14 protein-coding genes are annotated in these 15,945 nt (G+C 46.2%); all 14 read left to right on the top strand.

The window, feature by feature from the left end:
• Positions 1 to 19: 19 nt before the first annotated feature.
• Positions 20 to 1,462 (top strand): tRNA lysidine(34) synthetase TilS, encoded by a 1,443-nt coding sequence (gene tilS, locus NST25_RS00330; RefSeq protein ID WP_076130077.1) that lies wholly within the window; start codon positions 20 to 22, stop codon positions 1,460 to 1,462.
• Between the two features lie 46 nt (positions 1,463 to 1,508).
• The gene (hpt, locus tag NST25_RS00335) at positions 1,509 to 2,048 is read left to right on the top strand and encodes a hypoxanthine phosphoribosyltransferase (RefSeq protein WP_036678757.1); all 540 of its coding nucleotides are present in this window, start codon (positions 1,509 to 1,511) and stop codon (positions 2,046 to 2,048) included.
• Positions 2,049 to 2,157: 109 nt separating this feature from the next.
• Entirely contained in the window at positions 2,158 to 4,212 is a 2,055-nt protein-coding gene (gene ftsH / locus NST25_RS00340) for an ATP-dependent zinc metalloprotease FtsH (RefSeq protein ID WP_036678755.1), read from the top strand.
• 259 nt (positions 4,213 to 4,471) lie between these two features.
• Positions 4,472 to 5,410, top strand: a complete 939-nt coding sequence (gene nadA / locus NST25_RS00345; RefSeq protein ID WP_036678753.1) for a quinolinate synthase NadA — start codon at positions 4,472 to 4,474, stop codon at positions 5,408 to 5,410.
• A 39-nt stretch (positions 5,411 to 5,449) separates the two neighbouring features.
• Positions 5,450 to 7,066 (top strand): L-aspartate oxidase, encoded by a 1,617-nt coding sequence (nadB, locus tag NST25_RS00350; protein ID WP_076130078.1) that lies wholly within the window; start codon positions 5,450 to 5,452, stop codon positions 7,064 to 7,066.
• On the top strand, positions 7,056 to 7,931 hold the full coding sequence (nadC, locus tag NST25_RS00355; RefSeq protein ID WP_076309073.1) for a carboxylating nicotinate-nucleotide diphosphorylase: 876 nt from the start codon (positions 7,056 to 7,058) through the stop codon (positions 7,929 to 7,931). The genes nadB and nadC overlap by 11 nt, the downstream gene beginning before the upstream one ends.
• A complete protein-coding gene (locus NST25_RS00360) occupies positions 7,928 to 8,695 on the top strand; it encodes a type III pantothenate kinase (RefSeq protein WP_036678745.1) in 768 nt (255 codons plus the stop codon). The genes nadC and NST25_RS00360 overlap by 4 nt, the downstream gene beginning before the upstream one ends.
• Positions 8,696 to 8,742: 47 nt before the next feature.
• On the top strand, positions 8,743 to 9,627 hold the full coding sequence (gene hslO, locus NST25_RS00365; RefSeq protein ID WP_036678742.1) for an Hsp33 family molecular chaperone HslO: 885 nt from the start codon (positions 8,743 to 8,745) through the stop codon (positions 9,625 to 9,627).
• A gap of 9 nt (positions 9,628 to 9,636) precedes the next feature.
• A complete protein-coding gene (locus NST25_RS00370) occupies positions 9,637 to 10,581 on the top strand; it encodes a peptidylprolyl isomerase (protein ID WP_081388392.1) in 945 nt (314 codons plus the stop codon).
• 141 nt (positions 10,582 to 10,722) lie between these two features.
• A complete protein-coding gene (gene cysK, locus NST25_RS00375; protein WP_036678737.1) occupies positions 10,723 to 11,661 on the top strand; it encodes a cysteine synthase A in 939 nt (312 codons plus the stop codon).
• Positions 11,662 to 12,000: 339 nt separating this feature from the next.
• The gene (locus NST25_RS00380; RefSeq protein WP_076309071.1) at positions 12,001 to 13,614 is read left to right on the top strand and encodes an anthranilate synthase component I family protein; all 1,614 of its coding nucleotides are present in this window, start codon (positions 12,001 to 12,003) and stop codon (positions 13,612 to 13,614) included.
• Positions 13,611 to 14,192: an aminodeoxychorismate/anthranilate synthase component II gene (gene pabA, locus NST25_RS00385; protein WP_036678733.1), complete on the top strand. Its 582-nt coding sequence runs from the start codon at positions 13,611 to 13,613 to the stop codon at positions 14,190 to 14,192. The genes NST25_RS00380 and pabA overlap by 4 nt, the downstream gene beginning before the upstream one ends.
• The gene (gene pabC / locus NST25_RS00390) at positions 14,189 to 15,070 is read left to right on the top strand and encodes an aminodeoxychorismate lyase (RefSeq protein WP_076309070.1); all 882 of its coding nucleotides are present in this window, start codon (positions 14,189 to 14,191) and stop codon (positions 15,068 to 15,070) included. Before pabA ends, pabC begins: the two co-directional genes overlap by 4 nt.
• On the top strand, positions 15,067 to 15,924 hold the full coding sequence (gene folP / locus NST25_RS00395) for a dihydropteroate synthase (protein ID WP_076186830.1): 858 nt from the start codon (positions 15,067 to 15,069) through the stop codon (positions 15,922 to 15,924). The genes pabC and folP overlap by 4 nt, the downstream gene beginning before the upstream one ends.
• The last annotated feature ends 21 nt before the right edge of the window (positions 15,925 to 15,945 follow it).

Genomic DNA, 15,945 nt, shown 5'->3' on the forward strand with positions numbered 1-15,945 from the left:
GAGAGAGAGGGGGGCGCATATGGAGCAAATGAATGGACTGGTGGAGTCTGTATTGGAGTCAGCAGCCGAGCATGAGCTGTGGGCGCCCCATGACACCATTGTAGTCGCAGTTTCCGGCGGCCCGGATTCTGTGGCTCTTTTGCATGTTTTACATGAAATATCTTTAAAATTTATACCGCTTACCTTAATATGTGCTCATGTGAATCATGGATTTAGGCCGGAGTCGAAGGAAGAGGCAGAGCTCGTACGTGGTATGGCTGAAGAATTGGGACTGCCCTTTGAGTTTGCGGAATTCGATATTCCCTCCTTGGCTAAAGAGAGTGGACTTGGTCCTGAGGGTACTGCACGTGAGAAGCGGTACGAATTTCTGATTGATACGGCGCACCGATATGGGGCGCGTTCTGTTGCTCTGGCTCATCATGCTGATGATCAGGCAGAAACTGTAATTATGCGTCTATTACGCGGAAGTGGCTTATCTGGACTGTCGGGTATCAAGTGGAAAAGAACAGAAAAAAAGGTGGAACTCATTCGCCCATTCCTACGTATTAACAAAACAGCACTTTTAGGGTTATGCCAAAATGAAGGTTTCACTTATGCTGAGGATGCCACCAATCTGCTGACGAAATATAAGCGGAACGCCATTCGTTTGGAAGTTCTTCCTTTTCTGGAAAAGTATAATGGTAGAGTGAGGCAATCCCTCGTACAGCTTGCGGAAATTGCGGGAGCTGAAGATGAGTATATGGAAGCGTCTGCGGCAAAATGCTTTGAAGAGCTAGTTTCGGAAGGGGATGGGAAATACACCTTTAACAGAGCTTCATTTGCTGCCATACCCTCCGCTTTACAACGGCGTTTGATTAAACTAATATTAAATTATCTGTCGGCGGATTTATCTGCCCTTGATTTCCCCAAGATTGAAGCTGTACGTCGGGGAACGCTGCAGAGCTATCCCACCACCTGGAGCTTGGATTTGGGTGGAGGCCTGACTTGTGTGCGGCAATATGATAGTATCTTGTTCTCGTCCAAGCCCACGACGCCACAGGCAAGCTATACATATCGTCTGTTTTTACCGGACTCTGAGCTTAAATTGGAGGAAATAGGTAAGGTGATGTCGATGGCGGTACTGGAGAGAGAAAACTTTTTTGTACAGGGGGAGGATTATGGGAAGATGTCGGCTTGGTTTGACCGTGATGAACTGGTCTTTCCACTGACGATACGATCCCGATTGCCTGGAGATACCATAAGGATCATGGGATTAAACGGAAGCAAAAAGGTAAAAGATATTTATATTGATGATAAAATACCTGCTTCCGAACGGTCATTGATTCCCCTCGTTTGTGATGGTTTGGGCAATATCGTCTGGATTCCGGGCGTAAGACGCTCGATGCATGCCGCAGTAGGGCGGCACACGACCTCCGTACTTCTATTGTCTCTGGCAGAGCTGGATGACCACGAAGTCACGTAATGGTCGAAGTAAGTCTTTCATAGTATAACTTAGGAGGTTTCGCAAGTTGCAAAACGATATTCAAGAAGTATTGATCACCGAAGAGGAACTTCAGCAGAAAATTAAGGAGCTCGGTCGAACACTGAGCGAAGAATACGCAGGTCGTACCCCTTTAGTAATTTGTGTACTAAAAGGTGCGTTTATATTTATGGCAGATTTGGTTAAAGCCATTACAGTACCTGTTGAGATGGATTTCATGGCAGTGTCCAGCTATGGAGCATCCACCAAGTCCTCTGGAGTAGTCAAAATTATTAAGGATTTGGATGTATCGGTAGAAGGCCGCGATATCTTGATCGTTGAAGATATTATTGACAGTGGTCTTACACTCAGCTATTTAATTGAGTTGCTCCGCAACCGGAATGCTGCTACTATCTCTGTGGTTACCTTGTTTGATAAACCATCAGGCCGCACTGTTAATCTTGAAGCCAGCTACACAGGCTTCGTGTTACCTGACGAATTTGTAGTAGGCTACGGATTGGATTATGCCGAGCGGTATCGGAACCTCCCATATGTTGGAGTACTGAAACCTGAGATTTATTCCAATTGAACTAAGGACTGCCTCGATCATACGGATCGGATACCCACAACTTCCTTTATTTGAGGTGTCCCAAGAGGCTATGGTACAATAACTTGAGTGTTGTGAGAGGAGGTAGGGGATGAATCGGTTCATCCGGAATTCTGGTTTTTATTTGATTTTATTTTTAGTCGTGGTGGGTATTGTCCAGTTTGTGAGCAATGGAAATGAAGCCGCCGATTTCCCTAGATACGACGAGTTACGGCAGGAGATCAAGAACAACAATGTGAAGGATTTGACGGTTCAGTTTGAGGGTAATGCCTTTCTGGTCACAGGTGAGTATAGAGAGCTGCCTGCCGATACTAAATCGAAAAGCTTCTCCACATATATTCCTCCTACAGATGCCGCTATCAATGAACTGATTCAAGCCAGTGATGTTAATGGGATTGAATTAACTCAGAAGAAAATGGAAGGTACCAGCATTTGGCTGACATTCCTTTCTTCAATTATCCCACTGGTAATTATGTTCATCTTGTTCTTCTTCCTGTTTAACCAGGCGCAAGGTGGCGGCGGTAAAGTCATGAATTTCGGCAAGAGCAAGGCTCGGTTATATAATGAAGAGAAGAAGAAAATCAGCTTTGAGGATGTAGCAGGGGCGGACGAAGAGAAGCAAGAGCTTGTCGAAGTCGTTGAGTTCCTAAAAGATCCACGCAAATTTGCAGCTGTCGGCGCACGTATTCCTAAGGGCGTATTGCTTGTAGGTCCTCCGGGAACAGGTAAAACATTGCTTGCCCGTGCGGTAGCAGGTGAAGCTGGCGTTCCTTTCTTTAGTATTTCCGGTTCTGACTTTGTGGAAATGTTCGTGGGTGTCGGTGCTTCTCGGGTACGTGATTTGTTCGAGAATGCTAAGAAGAATGCTCCATGTATTATCTTCATTGATGAAATTGATGCTGTGGGTCGTCAGCGTGGCGCCGGTCTTGGTGGCGGACATGACGAGCGTGAACAGACGCTTAACCAATTGCTGGTTGAGATGGATGGATTCGGTGGTAACGAAGGCATTATTATTGTAGCGGCGACTAACCGCGCTGATATACTTGATCCGGCATTGCTTCGTCCAGGACGTTTTGACCGTCAAATTACGGTTGACCGTCCTGATGTGAAAGGCCGTGAAGCTGTACTTAAGGTTCACGCTCGTAACAAACCGCTTACGAAAGATGTAAGACTGGATGTTGTTGCTAAACGCACAACCGGATTCACAGGTGCTGATCTGGAGAATCTGCTGAATGAGGCAGCTTTGCTAGCTGCACGTCGTAACCGTAAAGATATTTCCATGATTGAAGTGGATGAAGCTATTGACCGTGTTATCGTAGGTACTGAGAAACGCAGCCGTGTGATCAGTGACCGCGAGAAACGTATTGTAGCTTATCATGAAGCAGGCCATACTATTGCAGGTTACTTCCTTGAGCACGCCGATATGGTGCATAAAGTTACTATTATCCCACGCGGACGTGCAGGCGGATATGTTATTATGCTTCCGAAGGAAGATCGGATGATCGTTACCAAACAGGAGCTTTTGGATAAGGTTACTGGATTACTTGGTGGACGTGTTGCTGAAGAATTGTTTATTGGTGAGATCGGTACGGGTGCATACAGTGACTTCCAACAGGCTACGCGCATCGTGCGTGCCATGATTATGGAGTACGGTATGAGCGATAAGCTTGGACCTATGCAGTTCGGATCTTCTCAAGGTCAAGTATTCTTGGGTCGTGATATTGGGCATGAACAGAATTACAGTGACTCCATTGCTTATGAGATTGATCAGGAAATGCAGAACTTTATTACTTCGAGTTACGAACGTTGTAAAGATCTGTTGATCAAACACTCCAAAGAAATGCACTTGATTGCCAATACATTACTTGAGAAAGAAACACTTGAGCTTGATCAGATCACACAACTGATTGAACAAGGATTCCTTTCCGAGGATGGTAAACCAGAGGGTGGCGAAGGTGTTGCCCATGAAGTTGGCGAGCCTGTCATCGACAATATCGGTGATGTGCGAGTTCGCATTCAAGGCAAGCCTGAGGATGAACAGTCCACACTTCCTGACCTGTCGAAGGATATCCCGAATAACCCTGATTCTGAGGGTAATGACGGTTCCGGTGATGACAACAAAGGTGGGGGCACTAGCCTTACCTAATTGGGTCCACCATTCATATGATGTAAATTTATCCGGAGAACGTAACTGTTCTCCGGATTTTTTATTTTAATTTTTAAGGGATTCTATGCCTTAAAGCCTGTCCAGTTACATTGACAGAGGCTGGAACGTTGTGTACATTAGTGATTAATATTACTTACTATTTATATCAGCATGTTCATTTTTTCACCATGATGGCGCATGCCATTTGATAACATCATGTCGGCGAAAAGCCGCGAGGATTTAAGGGGGAGAACAATCGGTGGAAGCTCTGGCGCTTGAGCGCAAGCAGGAACAGAATCGAGAACTTCGTATACGTCTTGAACAGCTTAAAAAGGAACGAAACGCAATCATTTTAGCTCATTATTATCAACGTGATGAAATTCAGGAGGTTGCCGATTTCCGGGGCGACTCTTTTTTACTCGCTCAGAAGGCTGCAGAGACAGATGCAGAAGTTATTGTATTCTGCGGTGTTCATTTCATGGGGGAAAGTGCAAAAATTCTAGCCCCGAACAAAACCGTCCTTATTCCTGATGAACGTGCAGGCTGTCCAATGGCAGATATGGTCAATGTAGACGGTTTGCGTAAGCTAAAAGCTCAACATCCAAATGCTAAAGTAGTCACTTATATCAACTCGTCCGCCGAGATTAAAGCAGAAACCGATATTTGTTGTACCTCTGCTAATGCTGTAAAAGTAATCGAATCCCTTGACGCCGAAGAGATTATTTGGGTCCCAGATAAGAATCTTGGTCAATATGTACAAGATCAGACGGGCAAGAAGCTGATTATTTGGGAAGGCTATTGCAACACTCACGACATGTTGACCGTCAAAGATGTAGTAGAAATGAGAGCAAAATATCCAGATGCGGAATTTGTAGTTCATCCAGAGTGTCGTCCTGAAGTAGTCGCCATGGGTGACTATGTAGGCAGCACTACATCAATTCTGGAGTATTGCCGGAAATCGGATCGTAAGCAATTTATCGTTGGAACGGAAGATGGTACCGGATATCAGCTTCGTAAGGATAGTCCAGATAAAGAATTCCATTTTGCTACCAAATTTCTTGTTTGTCCTAATATGAAAGTTAATAATCTAAAAAAACTGGTGAAATGCCTGGAGACGATGAAGCCACAAATCTATGTACCGCCTGCTGTCGCCGACAAAGCCAGAACATCCCTAGAGCGCATGCTACAAGTCCGGTAGCATGCGCTACTCTTTCGTTGAAACAGGTGAAAAGCGGTCATGATTCCACAATATTTGGTTGATTTTGATCTTCGGGATATTCCTACGGTAAAGACAGATTGTATTGTTATTGGTTCAGGGATTGCCGGGTTATTCACAGCTATTAAAGCCAGTGAAGATCGGCGTGTCATAATGATCACAAAGAAATCAGTAATGGAAAGTAATACTCGCTATGCACAGGGGGGGATCGCAGCTGTTATAGCTGAGGATGATTCCCCTGCTTACCACCGGCAGGATACCTTAATGGCCGGAGCAGGTCTTTGCTCCTCAACAGCTGTCGATGCACTTGTTAATGAAGGGCCGGAAGGCGTTCATGAGTTAATTCGTTTAGGAACTCTGTTTGATAAGGAAGATGGGGTACTGGCTTTGACTCAGGAAGGTGCACACAGCCACCGCCGTATTTTGCATGCTAATGGGGATGCTACAGGTTATGAGATTGTTCGTGCATTGGCGGAACAGGTAGCCGAACATGAGAATATTGAGGTCTGGGATGATCATTATGTTATCGATCTCATCACTGAAGGTGGAGAATGTGTAGGCGCATTATTGCAACGGCCCGGTGGTGGAAGGTTGTTCCTGCAAGGGGATGCGACCATTTTGTGCTCTGGTGGAGCAGGACAATTATATCGATACACTACCAACCCAGAAGTAGCTACAGGAGATGGTGTAGCGATCGCCTATCGCGCTGGGGCTCATATACGAGATATGGAATTTATTCAATTTCATCCTACAGCACTTAGTTACCCGGGAGCTCCTAGATTTTTAATCTCCGAAGCTGTGCGTGGGGAAGGAGCAGTCTTGCGCAATATTAATGGAGAACGGTTCATGGAACGTTATCATGACCTGCTTGAGCTAGCTCCGCGGGATATTGTAGCACGAGCTATTGTAAGTGAAATGGAACATACTAAATCAACGTTCGTTTATTTGGATATTACACATGAATCTCCAGAGATGGTGAAGCATCGGTTTCCCACAATATATGAGACATGTATGGGCTATGGACTGGATATTACAAGTGATTGGATTCCAGTGGCTCCCGCTGCGCATTATATGATGGGGGGGATTAAGACCGATCTGAATGGAGAGAGCACCATCCCACGTCTGTTTGCTTGCGGAGAGGTTTCCTCCACAGGCCTGCATGGCGCTAACCGTTTAGCTAGTAATTCATTATCTGAAGCCATTGTATTCGGACAGCGTATTATTGATCGGATTCATGAGCTTTCCCCGCTGGACCGTGATGTTTTATCGGTTAACAGTAACGAGGGACGTGTAGATTCGCCAACTCAAGCTATTGTGGAACGTCGTTTGAAGCTACAGAAGGTAATGGTTCGATATGCCGGACTACGTCGTAACGAAGAGATGTTACTTAAAGGACTAGATGAATTAAAACGACAGCTGCCAATCTTTGGATCAGCATTGTCCAAACGTGAGGAATATGAATTTGCTAATATGCTGACCTGCTGTTTGCTTGTGACAGAGTCTGCTCTGGCACGGGAAGAGAGCCGTGGGGCGCATTACCGTGAGGATTATCCGCAGCGGGATGATGATCAGTGGCGTAAGCACCTGCTTCAAATTCGCGAACTGGGAATAGTGGAGGAATTAAGCGATGATGTTTAATGGTTACAATGAAGAGCTAGTACAATCCATCAAGGCTTGGTTGCGGGAAGATGTTGGTTCCGGAGATGTAACCACGCAGATGACGATTCAAGTGGGCCATGAGTCCAAAGGGATTATTCATGCCAAGGAAGACGGTATAATTTGTGGCATTCCAATTGCAGAGCTGGTCTTTGAAATTGTGGATCCGGCACTTAGTTTTACAGCCCTTGTCGAGGAAGGTCAAGCTGTAACCAAAGGGACAGTAATTATTGAGGTTGAGGGCAGCACACATGCGATTCTAACAGGTGAGCGGCTTGCGCTTAACTTGATGCAGCGTCTTTCGGGTGTGGCATCACGTACAGCTTCTTTCGTGCAGGTGCTGGAGGGATTACCGACTCGTCTAGTGGACACACGTAAGACTACACCAGGTCACCGGATGCTAGAGAAATATGCTGTTCGTATTGGTGGAGGCTATAATCACCGTTTTGGCTTATATGATGCAGTTATGATCAAGGATAATCATATCAAAGGCGCGGGTGGTATTCGGCAGGCTGTAGGTCGTGCCCGGAAGAACATCCCGCATACGATGAGCATCGAAGTGGAGACCGAGAATTTAGAGCAAGTCGAAGAGGCGCTGGCAGCAGGTGCTGATATTATAATGCTCGATAACATGTCTAACGATATGATGAAGCAAGCTGTGGCTAGGATTAAATCGAAAGCTCCGCATGTTAAGACAGAGGCTTCTGGCAATGTATCGTTAGAAACCTTACGCGGGATTGCTGAAACGGGTGTGGATGTGATTTCTGTCGGGCGCCTTACGTACTCCTTCTCCAGTCTGGATATCAGTCTAGACCTTAATGCCAAGAAGGAAGGGCCTTTGTCATGATGCTTGCTGTCGATATCGGTAATACCAATATTGTTCTCGGTGTATATAGAAAACGCGAATTGCTGCATCATTTTCGGCTAAGCACTGCGCGTCAATCGACCGTGGATGAATATGGAGTAATGATACACAATCTTTTTCACATGTCAGGTATATCTGTCAAAGACGTTGAAGGTGTAATTATATCTTCGGTTGTTCCGCCACTAGTTAAGACTATTGAGGATATGTGTATTAAATATATAGGGAAAGACCCATTGATTGTTGGACCAGGGATTAAGACGGGGCTTAACTTACGTTATGAGAATCCGCGTGAAATAGGCGCAGACCGGATTGTTAATGCAGTTGCTGCGATTGAACAATACAAATGTCCACTTGTCGTTGTTGATTTTGGTACGGCTACGACTTTTGATTGCATTGATGCAGGTGCTAATTATCTTGGTGGCGCGATTGTCCCCGGTCTAGGCATTTCAACGGAGGCATTATACCAGCGGGCATCTAAGCTGCCGCGAATTGAATTGGAGAAGCCTAAAAAGGTCATCGGGCGTAATACGGTGCACGCGATGCAGGCCGGGATTATTTTTGGCTATGCGGGTCAGGTTGAGGGCATTGTTAAACGAATTAAAGTCGAGATGAACGCTCCCGAACTGAAGGTTATTTCGACCGGAGGCCTTGCCTCGCTAATTGCGGGTGAAACGGACTGTATCGATGAAGTAAATCCTATGTTAACGCTAGAAGGATTAAGAATTATTTACGATCGTAACCAATAAAGATAAAGAAGCCTAAAAGGCGAAGAGATAGGAGGGCTATGCACCCAATGGAAAAAAAGAAGGATCGACTAATCCGCGGCACGGCTCTTAATGGTAAAGTGAGAGCGTTTGCTGTCCGCACAACTGAATTGGTTGAAGAACTAAGACGCAGACACGATACGTATCCAACGGCTACAGCCGCAATGGGACGTACAGTTACCGCTGCAGCCATGATGGGCGCTATGCTCAAGGGTAGTGAGAAGCTGAGTATTATGGTTAAAGGGAATGGACCGATCGGACAAATCGTTGCAGAATCCAATGCATTGGGAGAAGTGCGTGGTTATGTGCATAATCCTCATATTCATTTACCGAGCAATAGCATGGGGAAGCTGGATGTAGCTGGAGCGGTGGGAACTGAAGGGTTCATTGATGTTATAAAAGATTTAGGTATGAAAGAGCCGTACAGAGGTAGTATTCCTATTATCTCCGGGGAGCTTGGCGATGATTTTACCTATTATTTTGCGGTTTCTGAGCAAACTCCAGCTGCGGTCGGCCTAGGTGTACTGGTAGATACCGATGAGTCAGTAATTGTGGCTGGAGGATTTATTGTTCAGCTTCTTCCTGGTCTGACTGATGCGGAGATCACAGAGATTGAAAAAGCTGTAGGGGCGATGCCTTCTGTAACAGCGCTTCTCGATCAGGGGCTGGAGCCAGAAGAAATGCTGCGCTACCTGTTGCCGGATGCAGTGGTTATGGATGAACTGGATATTAACTTTGCTTGTCAGTGTTCGCGTGAGCGGGTAGAGCAGACATTGGTTAGCTTAGGACGGGATGAACTGGAGAGATTAATTGCAGAAGATGAACAGGCTGAAGTCGTATGCCATTTTTGCAATGAGGCTTATGTTTTCAATAAGGACGATTTACAGGTCATTTTAGAACAAGCGAATTCGTAGGGTATTGGGATGATGACGAGACAGGAACGTGCACTTCGCAATACGGTTATTATTCTAGCTGTAGCAACTTTAATGCTCGGGGGTCTATTATTCTGGAGTTTGCGCGCCATGGCCCTTCTTAAAGGAGATACAACAGACAATGAATCACCGGATGTAGCGACTGCAGGCGGACAACCGATAACGGATCAGCAGTGGATGGATGAGCTCAAAAAAAAGCATGGAGAAGAAGTGTTAATCAGTATGCTTAACCATATTGTCGTGAACATGGAAGCTAAGGCATTAGGAATTACCGTGACAGACGATGAGGTTAAGCAGGAACTGGCACGCACTATAGTTGGGTACGAATCAGAAGCGCAATATTATGCTCAAATGCAATCTCAGCTCGGATTATCTCGTCAGGAAGTGTTCGCAGAGACAGCTTATCGTCTGTCCTTACAAGCGATAGCCACGGTGGGCATTACAATCAGTGATGCCGATATAGATGCTTATTTAGAGCAAAATGCCGAGCGCTTCATTCCAAAAAAGGAAATGCAGCTTTCTATGATCAAGGTCTCATCCTATGAGGAAGGCCAGCAGGTAATGGATCGCTTGGAACAGAGTGAGGATTTCGCTGATTTGGCTAGGGAAGTGTCTATTGATGATGAGAGTCGGCAGCACGGAGGCAGCTTAGGTAAAGTAGAGGAAGACGACCCTTTTTGGCCAGAGGGAATGTTAAAGACTGCCGCTGGATTGGATGTGGGTGATATAGCCGGTCCGATCGAGACAGGGGAAGACTTCGCCATTATCCGCTTGGAGAGTATTCACTCTCCAGAAATGCCGGATCAGAAAGAAATTCGGGCGCTTGTACGTCAAGAGCTGGCTTTGGAGCAAGCCCCTCCCTTGCAGCAGGTGGAAAGCGATTTACGCAATAAATATGAGGTATCAATAAATATTGACAACAGCCTGCAAGATTGATAATATGATATTAACGTAAACCCTACCGTTTTAGTCGGAAATAACTGACGGTGGTCAACAATTTAAACTCCATACACAGAAGCATAAAGTCATAATTTACGTTCTTATATCGCATTTATCATTCTAAGGAGGTTTTTGCTCATGGCTAAAGTCGTTAACAACGTAACAGAATTGATCGGAGGTACTCCGCTCGTTCGTTTGAATCGTCTGGCACAGGAAGGCTCCGCAGATATTTATTTGAAATTGGAATATCAGAACCCGGGATCAAGCGTAAAAGACCGGATTGCAATCAGCATCGTGGAAGAAGCTGAGCGTGAAGGTCTACTGAAACCGGGAGGTACGATTGTAGAAGCTACTAGTGGTAACACTGGTATCGGCCTGGCACTTGTAGCTGCTGCTAAAGGTTATAAAGCAGTTATCGTAATGCCGGAAACAATGAGCTTGGAGCGCCGTAATCTCCTTCGCGCATATGGAGCGGAATTGGTGCTGACCCCAGGATCGGAAGGTATGAATGGTGCGGTTAAGAAAGCAGACGAAATTCTGAAAGAAAACCCAAGCTATTTCCCATCCGAGCAATTCAAGAATAAAGCGAACGTGAAGATTCACCGTGAGACTACTGGACCTGAAATTATTGACGCTATTGAATCCATCGGCGGTCCTTTGGATGCTTTTATTGCAGGTATCGGAACAGGCGGAACGATCACTGGTGCGGGTGAAGTGCTGAAAAGCCAATATCCTGATATTAAGATCTATGCTGTAGAACCTGCTGCTTCCCCAATCTTGGCTGGAGGCAAACCAGGTCCTCACAAAATCCAGGGTATCGGAGCTAACTTCATCCCTGAGATTCTGAACCAAGATATCTATGATGAAATCATCCACGTTGAGAATGATGAAGCTTTCGAAACTGCACGTCGTGTAGCTAAAGAAGAAGGCGTCTTGTCTGGTATTTCTTCAGGTGCTGCTGTATTTGCCGCTCTTAAAGTAGCTAAAGATTTAGGCCCTGGCAAAAAAGTAGTAGTCATTATCCCAAGTAACGGCGAACGTTACCTGAGCACACCACTTTACAATTTCGAAGCGTAATTGTTTGCAATAACGTAAATCTATAAGAGTCTTCATACCACTTTTTTGGTGGTGATGGAGACTCTTTTCGTTGATTTAAAAGGCATTTGGTACTTTGCATATATGGCAGGCTAGACGTGGTAATTTTATTATTGTTGAAAAAAGCTCTGGTTTTTGCAGAAAACGAAAAAATCATAATAATTTCCTATCGCTGAGGGCTTTTCAATAATGCCTTAAGTACAGTATACTGACAGGCAATATACTACTGACGATTGGACAAAACTAAGCAAATGCTTACGAAGCGAGTTTTATTGCGAAGTGATGTCTACGAAGTAATGGCTTCATAAAACTTTTAGGAGGATGGCTTTGGAAATCATAACAACCTGGAACGAGTGGGAACAATGGGCTGCTGAAGACTGGAGCATGTTTCCCTTGATTATAAAATCCCCCCGGTGCACCAACGAATTACCCGCGTCCTGGGAGAAAGCCTGGGAGTTAGCTTCCCAGTATTCTGTAGTTTTAGAGAGTGGTAAGGGTGGCCGTTATACGTACTTGGGCTTAAATCCTGTTTCGATATTGAAAGGCAAGGAGGATAACGCGGAAGTATTTAGCTTCCCTACTGAATCTTTGGAATCAGCATCAGTGGACGAGGAGAGGATACCTGAGGCAACAACACTGCATGGACAACCGCTGGACCTACTGCAGCAATGGATGTCGGATTTTACGTCGCCTAAGTTAAAGGATGAAGATGTTCCTCCTTTCTCTGGTGGATGTATTGGATTCCTTGGTTATGATGTGGTTCGTTCTTTGGAACGATTGCCGTCTCTTGCCCAAGATGATCCTGGTTTTCCTGATTATCTTTTTATGAGGTTTGACGAGATATGGATTTATGATCACGAAGAGCATGTGCTGTATTGTGCTGTTCACGTTCCAGTTCCAGCAGACTGTGGGCTGGAGGATCTGCAAAATCTTTATCTTGGCAGTATAGAACAGGCTGGACAAATGGTAGAGCAGTGGCAGCTGATATCTTCAGCTGCAGGATTGGATGATGAGGCCGTGGGCAGGATTGAGGCCCTTACAGTTTCATCAGGAGAGTGGCCGGGCATGGCCTCGGCTTTCTCGCCTGAGAAGTTTCAGCAAGCAGTGCTGGACGTTCAGGAATACATCCGCCAAGGCGATGTATTCCAAGTGAATCTCTCGCTGCGCCAGGAGGCGCAGCTGAAGTCCTCGCCGGAGGATGTTTACGAGTGGCTGCGCAAGCTCAACCCGTCCCCGTACATGGGGCTCTTGCGGTCGCCCGGCTTCGCGCTGTCCAGCGCTTCACCGGAGCTGCTCGTCAAGCTGCACGGGGACAAAGTGAGCGCCCGGCCCATCGCCGGCACCCGGCGCCGGGGACTCACTCCCGCGGAGGATGCCGCCATGGAGGCGGAGCTTCGCGGGAGCGAAAAAGAGATCGCCGAGCATATCATGCTTGTCGATCTGGAACGCAACGACATCGGACGTGTCGCTGCATACGGTTCCGTCAGCGTGCCGGAGCTGATGACGGTGGAGCGCTACTCTCATGTGATGCATCTCGTTTCGCAGGTAGAGGGCCAGATTGCGCCGGATAAAGACGCTTATGCGGTTATCGCAGCTTTATTCCCGGGGGGAACCATCACAGGGGCTCCCAAGGTAAGGACAATGGAGATTATCGAAGAACTGGAGCCGGTTCGACGTGGACCCTATACAGGTTCGATGGGTTTTATTGACTATAACGGCAATATGGAATTAAATATTATTATAAGAACGCTGGCTGTAAAAGACGGGGTCGGATATATTCAGACAGGTGCCGGCATAGTGATCGATTCCGATCCCTACCGTGAATACCGTGAATGCCATAATAAAGCCAAAGCGGTAGTGAAGGCAGTACTCTGTAGTGAACTGCAGCAGGAATTGCCAGCTACCAGCGAAGCCGAAGGGGGAGTAGCACTGTGATCTTGGTCATCGATAATTATGATTCCTTTACGTATAACCTCGTACAGTATTTAGGTGAGCTTGGGGAAGAGGTTAAAGTGCACCGCAATGATGAAATTACCATCGAAGAGATTGAAAAGCTGGCACCTGACCATATTCTAATTTCACCAGGCCCATGTACACCAAATGAAGCGGGAATTAGTCTGGAATTGTTGCATCATTTCAAGGGGATCATTCCGATCTTCGGCGTATGCCTTGGACATCAAGCGATTGGACAAGCATTTGGTGGCAATGTCATCCGTGCTGAGCGTTTGATGCATGGGAAGACATCGCCTATTTACCATAACGGGACCTCAGTTTTTGAAGGTCTGGAGTCTCCTTTTACAGCTACCCGATATCATTCACTGATTGTAGAGCGGGAGAGTCTCCCAGATTGCTTGGAGATTACGGCTGAGACTGAAGAAGGGGAGATTATGGCATTGCGCCATAAAGAATACCCTATTGAAGGCGTACAGTTCCACCCGGAATCTATTATTACGGATCATGGTCATACGATGCTGCGTAATTTCTTGAAACGGAGAGCCGGAGAAACGGCATGAAATATATAGGATTTAACAATGGTGTCATTGACGCCCGAGAAGCCGTGGTTTCTGCCTTGGATCACGGCTTTTTGTACGGTATTGGCTTGTTCGAAACCTTTCGGACCTATGAGGGAGTTCCCTTTTTGCTGGAGCGTCATTTGAAGCGTATGGCAGAGGGGTGCAAGGAACTGGGCATTCCATTTGAGGCAGAAGCGGCACATCTGCTTGACTGGATTAAGCGCGTTATGGACAAAAATGAATTAAAAGAAGCTTATATACGCTATACCGTAACAGCCGGTGAGGATATTCTCGGATTACCTGCTGATGATTATCAAAAGCCCAATCATTTGTTGTACATCAAAGCGCTGCCGAAAGTACCAGATAAACTCTACAGTGAAGGCAAAGAGCTGCAGCTGTTGTCCTTGCGGCGTAATACTCCTGAGGGAACGGTGCGATTCAAGTCGCTGCATTATATGAATAACATTCTGGCTAAGCGTGAGCTTAGAGGGTATGCTTCTGCGGCAAATGGTGCTGAAGGACTAATGCTGACGGCAGAAGAATTTATTGCGGAGGGCATTGTCAGCAACATCTTTTTTATTAAAAACAACAGGCTCTATACCCCAGATCTCACCACAGGCATTCTTCCGGGAATTACCCGGGAAATGGTGCTGGAGCTGGCTCTTAGTGTAGGCCTTAGTGTTGAAGAAGGAACATATCACTGGGAGCAGTTGAAAGCTGCTGATGAAGTGTTTCTTACCAATTCCGTACAAGAAATTGTTCCTGTTACCGGGGTGTGGCACGGAGATGCAAGATTTACTATAGGTACTGGCCAGTGTGGAACAATTACTGCTGGCTTGATTTCATTATATAGAGATAGGACGGCGATTGCGAAATGAGACCAGTCCTCTTTAAGCGGACATACCGTTGTGGAAATACAGACTTGGAGTTAGGAAATCGAACATTGATTATGGGCATCCTTAATGTTACCCCTGATTCTTTTTCAGATGGAGGACTTTGGGATCATCCGGACAAAGCCGTTGAGCATGCGCTGCGTATGGCTGCAGAGGGTGCTGATATTATTGATATCGGCGGTGAATCTACTCGTCCTGGTCATCAACCGGTGGGACTTGAAGAGGAGTTAGCCCGTGTATTGCCTGTGATCGAGAGTATTCATAAGGCGGCACCTCATCTTCCGTTATCCATCGATACCTATAAAGCTGAAGTAGCCCGCCAAGCTATGGCTGCGGGTGCCCATATCATTAATGATATATGGGGTTGTAAGGCTGATCCGGAAATGGCGGCAGTGGCCGCTGCTGCTGACTGTCCTATTATTTTGATGCATAACCGGCAGGACCGTAATTATACGAATCTGAGTGCGGATATGTCGGCTGACCTTAAGGAAAGTATTGATCTTGCGTTAGCCGCAGGTGTTAAGCCGGCCAATATCATATTGGATCCAGGTATCGGCTTTGCTAAAGATTATAATGAAAACCTGCAGGCAATGATGCTTTTAGACGGGTTGACTGAGTTAGGCTATCCGTTGTTACTGGCGACGTCCCGCAAAAAATTCATCCGCACGGTACTTGATTTGCCGTCTGATGATGTTGTGGAAGGCACCGCAGCTACAGTAGCTTTTGGTATTGCTCAGGGTTGCCAGATCGTCCGTGTACATGATGTATCTCTAATTAAACGAACGGTTAAGATGTGTGATGCGATGTTGTATGCTGCACCTCCAGTGGTGCGTGAATAGCTATATTTTACGAAAAAGGGC

The organism is Paenibacillus sp. FSL E2-0190, assembly GCF_037992965.1.
Lineage (GTDB): Bacteria > Bacillota > Bacilli > Paenibacillales > Paenibacillaceae > Paenibacillus_AQ > Paenibacillus_AQ odorifer.

What these genes read in the sequence shown, in the direction of transcription:
- tilS (WP_076130077.1), top strand. Translation starts at nt 20, where the DNA reads ATGGAGCAAATGAATGGACTGGTGGAGTCTGTATTGGAGTCAGCAGCC.
- ftsH (WP_036678755.1), top strand. Translation starts at nt 2,158, where the DNA reads ATGAATCGGTTCATCCGGAATTCTGGTTTTTATTTGATTTTATTTTTA.
- nadB (WP_076130078.1), top strand. Translation starts at nt 5,450, where the DNA reads ATGATTCCACAATATTTGGTTGATTTTGATCTTCGGGATATTCCTACG.
- nadC (WP_076309073.1), top strand. Translation starts at nt 7,056, where the DNA reads ATGATGTTTAATGGTTACAATGAAGAGCTAGTACAATCCATCAAGGCT.
- NST25_RS00360 (WP_036678745.1), top strand. Translation starts at nt 7,928, where the DNA reads ATGATGCTTGCTGTCGATATCGGTAATACCAATATTGTTCTCGGTGTA.
- hslO (WP_036678742.1), top strand. Translation starts at nt 8,743, where the DNA reads ATGGAAAAAAAGAAGGATCGACTAATCCGCGGCACGGCTCTTAATGGT.
- NST25_RS00370 (WP_081388392.1), top strand. Translation starts at nt 9,637, where the DNA reads ATGATGACGAGACAGGAACGTGCACTTCGCAATACGGTTATTATTCTA.
- cysK (WP_036678737.1), top strand. Translation starts at nt 10,723, where the DNA reads ATGGCTAAAGTCGTTAACAACGTAACAGAATTGATCGGAGGTACTCCG.
- NST25_RS00380 (WP_076309071.1), top strand. Translation starts at nt 12,001, where the DNA reads ATGGCTTTGGAAATCATAACAACCTGGAACGAGTGGGAACAATGGGCT.
- pabC (WP_076309070.1), top strand. Translation starts at nt 14,189, where the DNA reads ATGAAATATATAGGATTTAACAATGGTGTCATTGACGCCCGAGAAGCC.
- folP (WP_076186830.1), top strand. Translation starts at nt 15,067, where the DNA reads ATGAGACCAGTCCTCTTTAAGCGGACATACCGTTGTGGAAATACAGAC.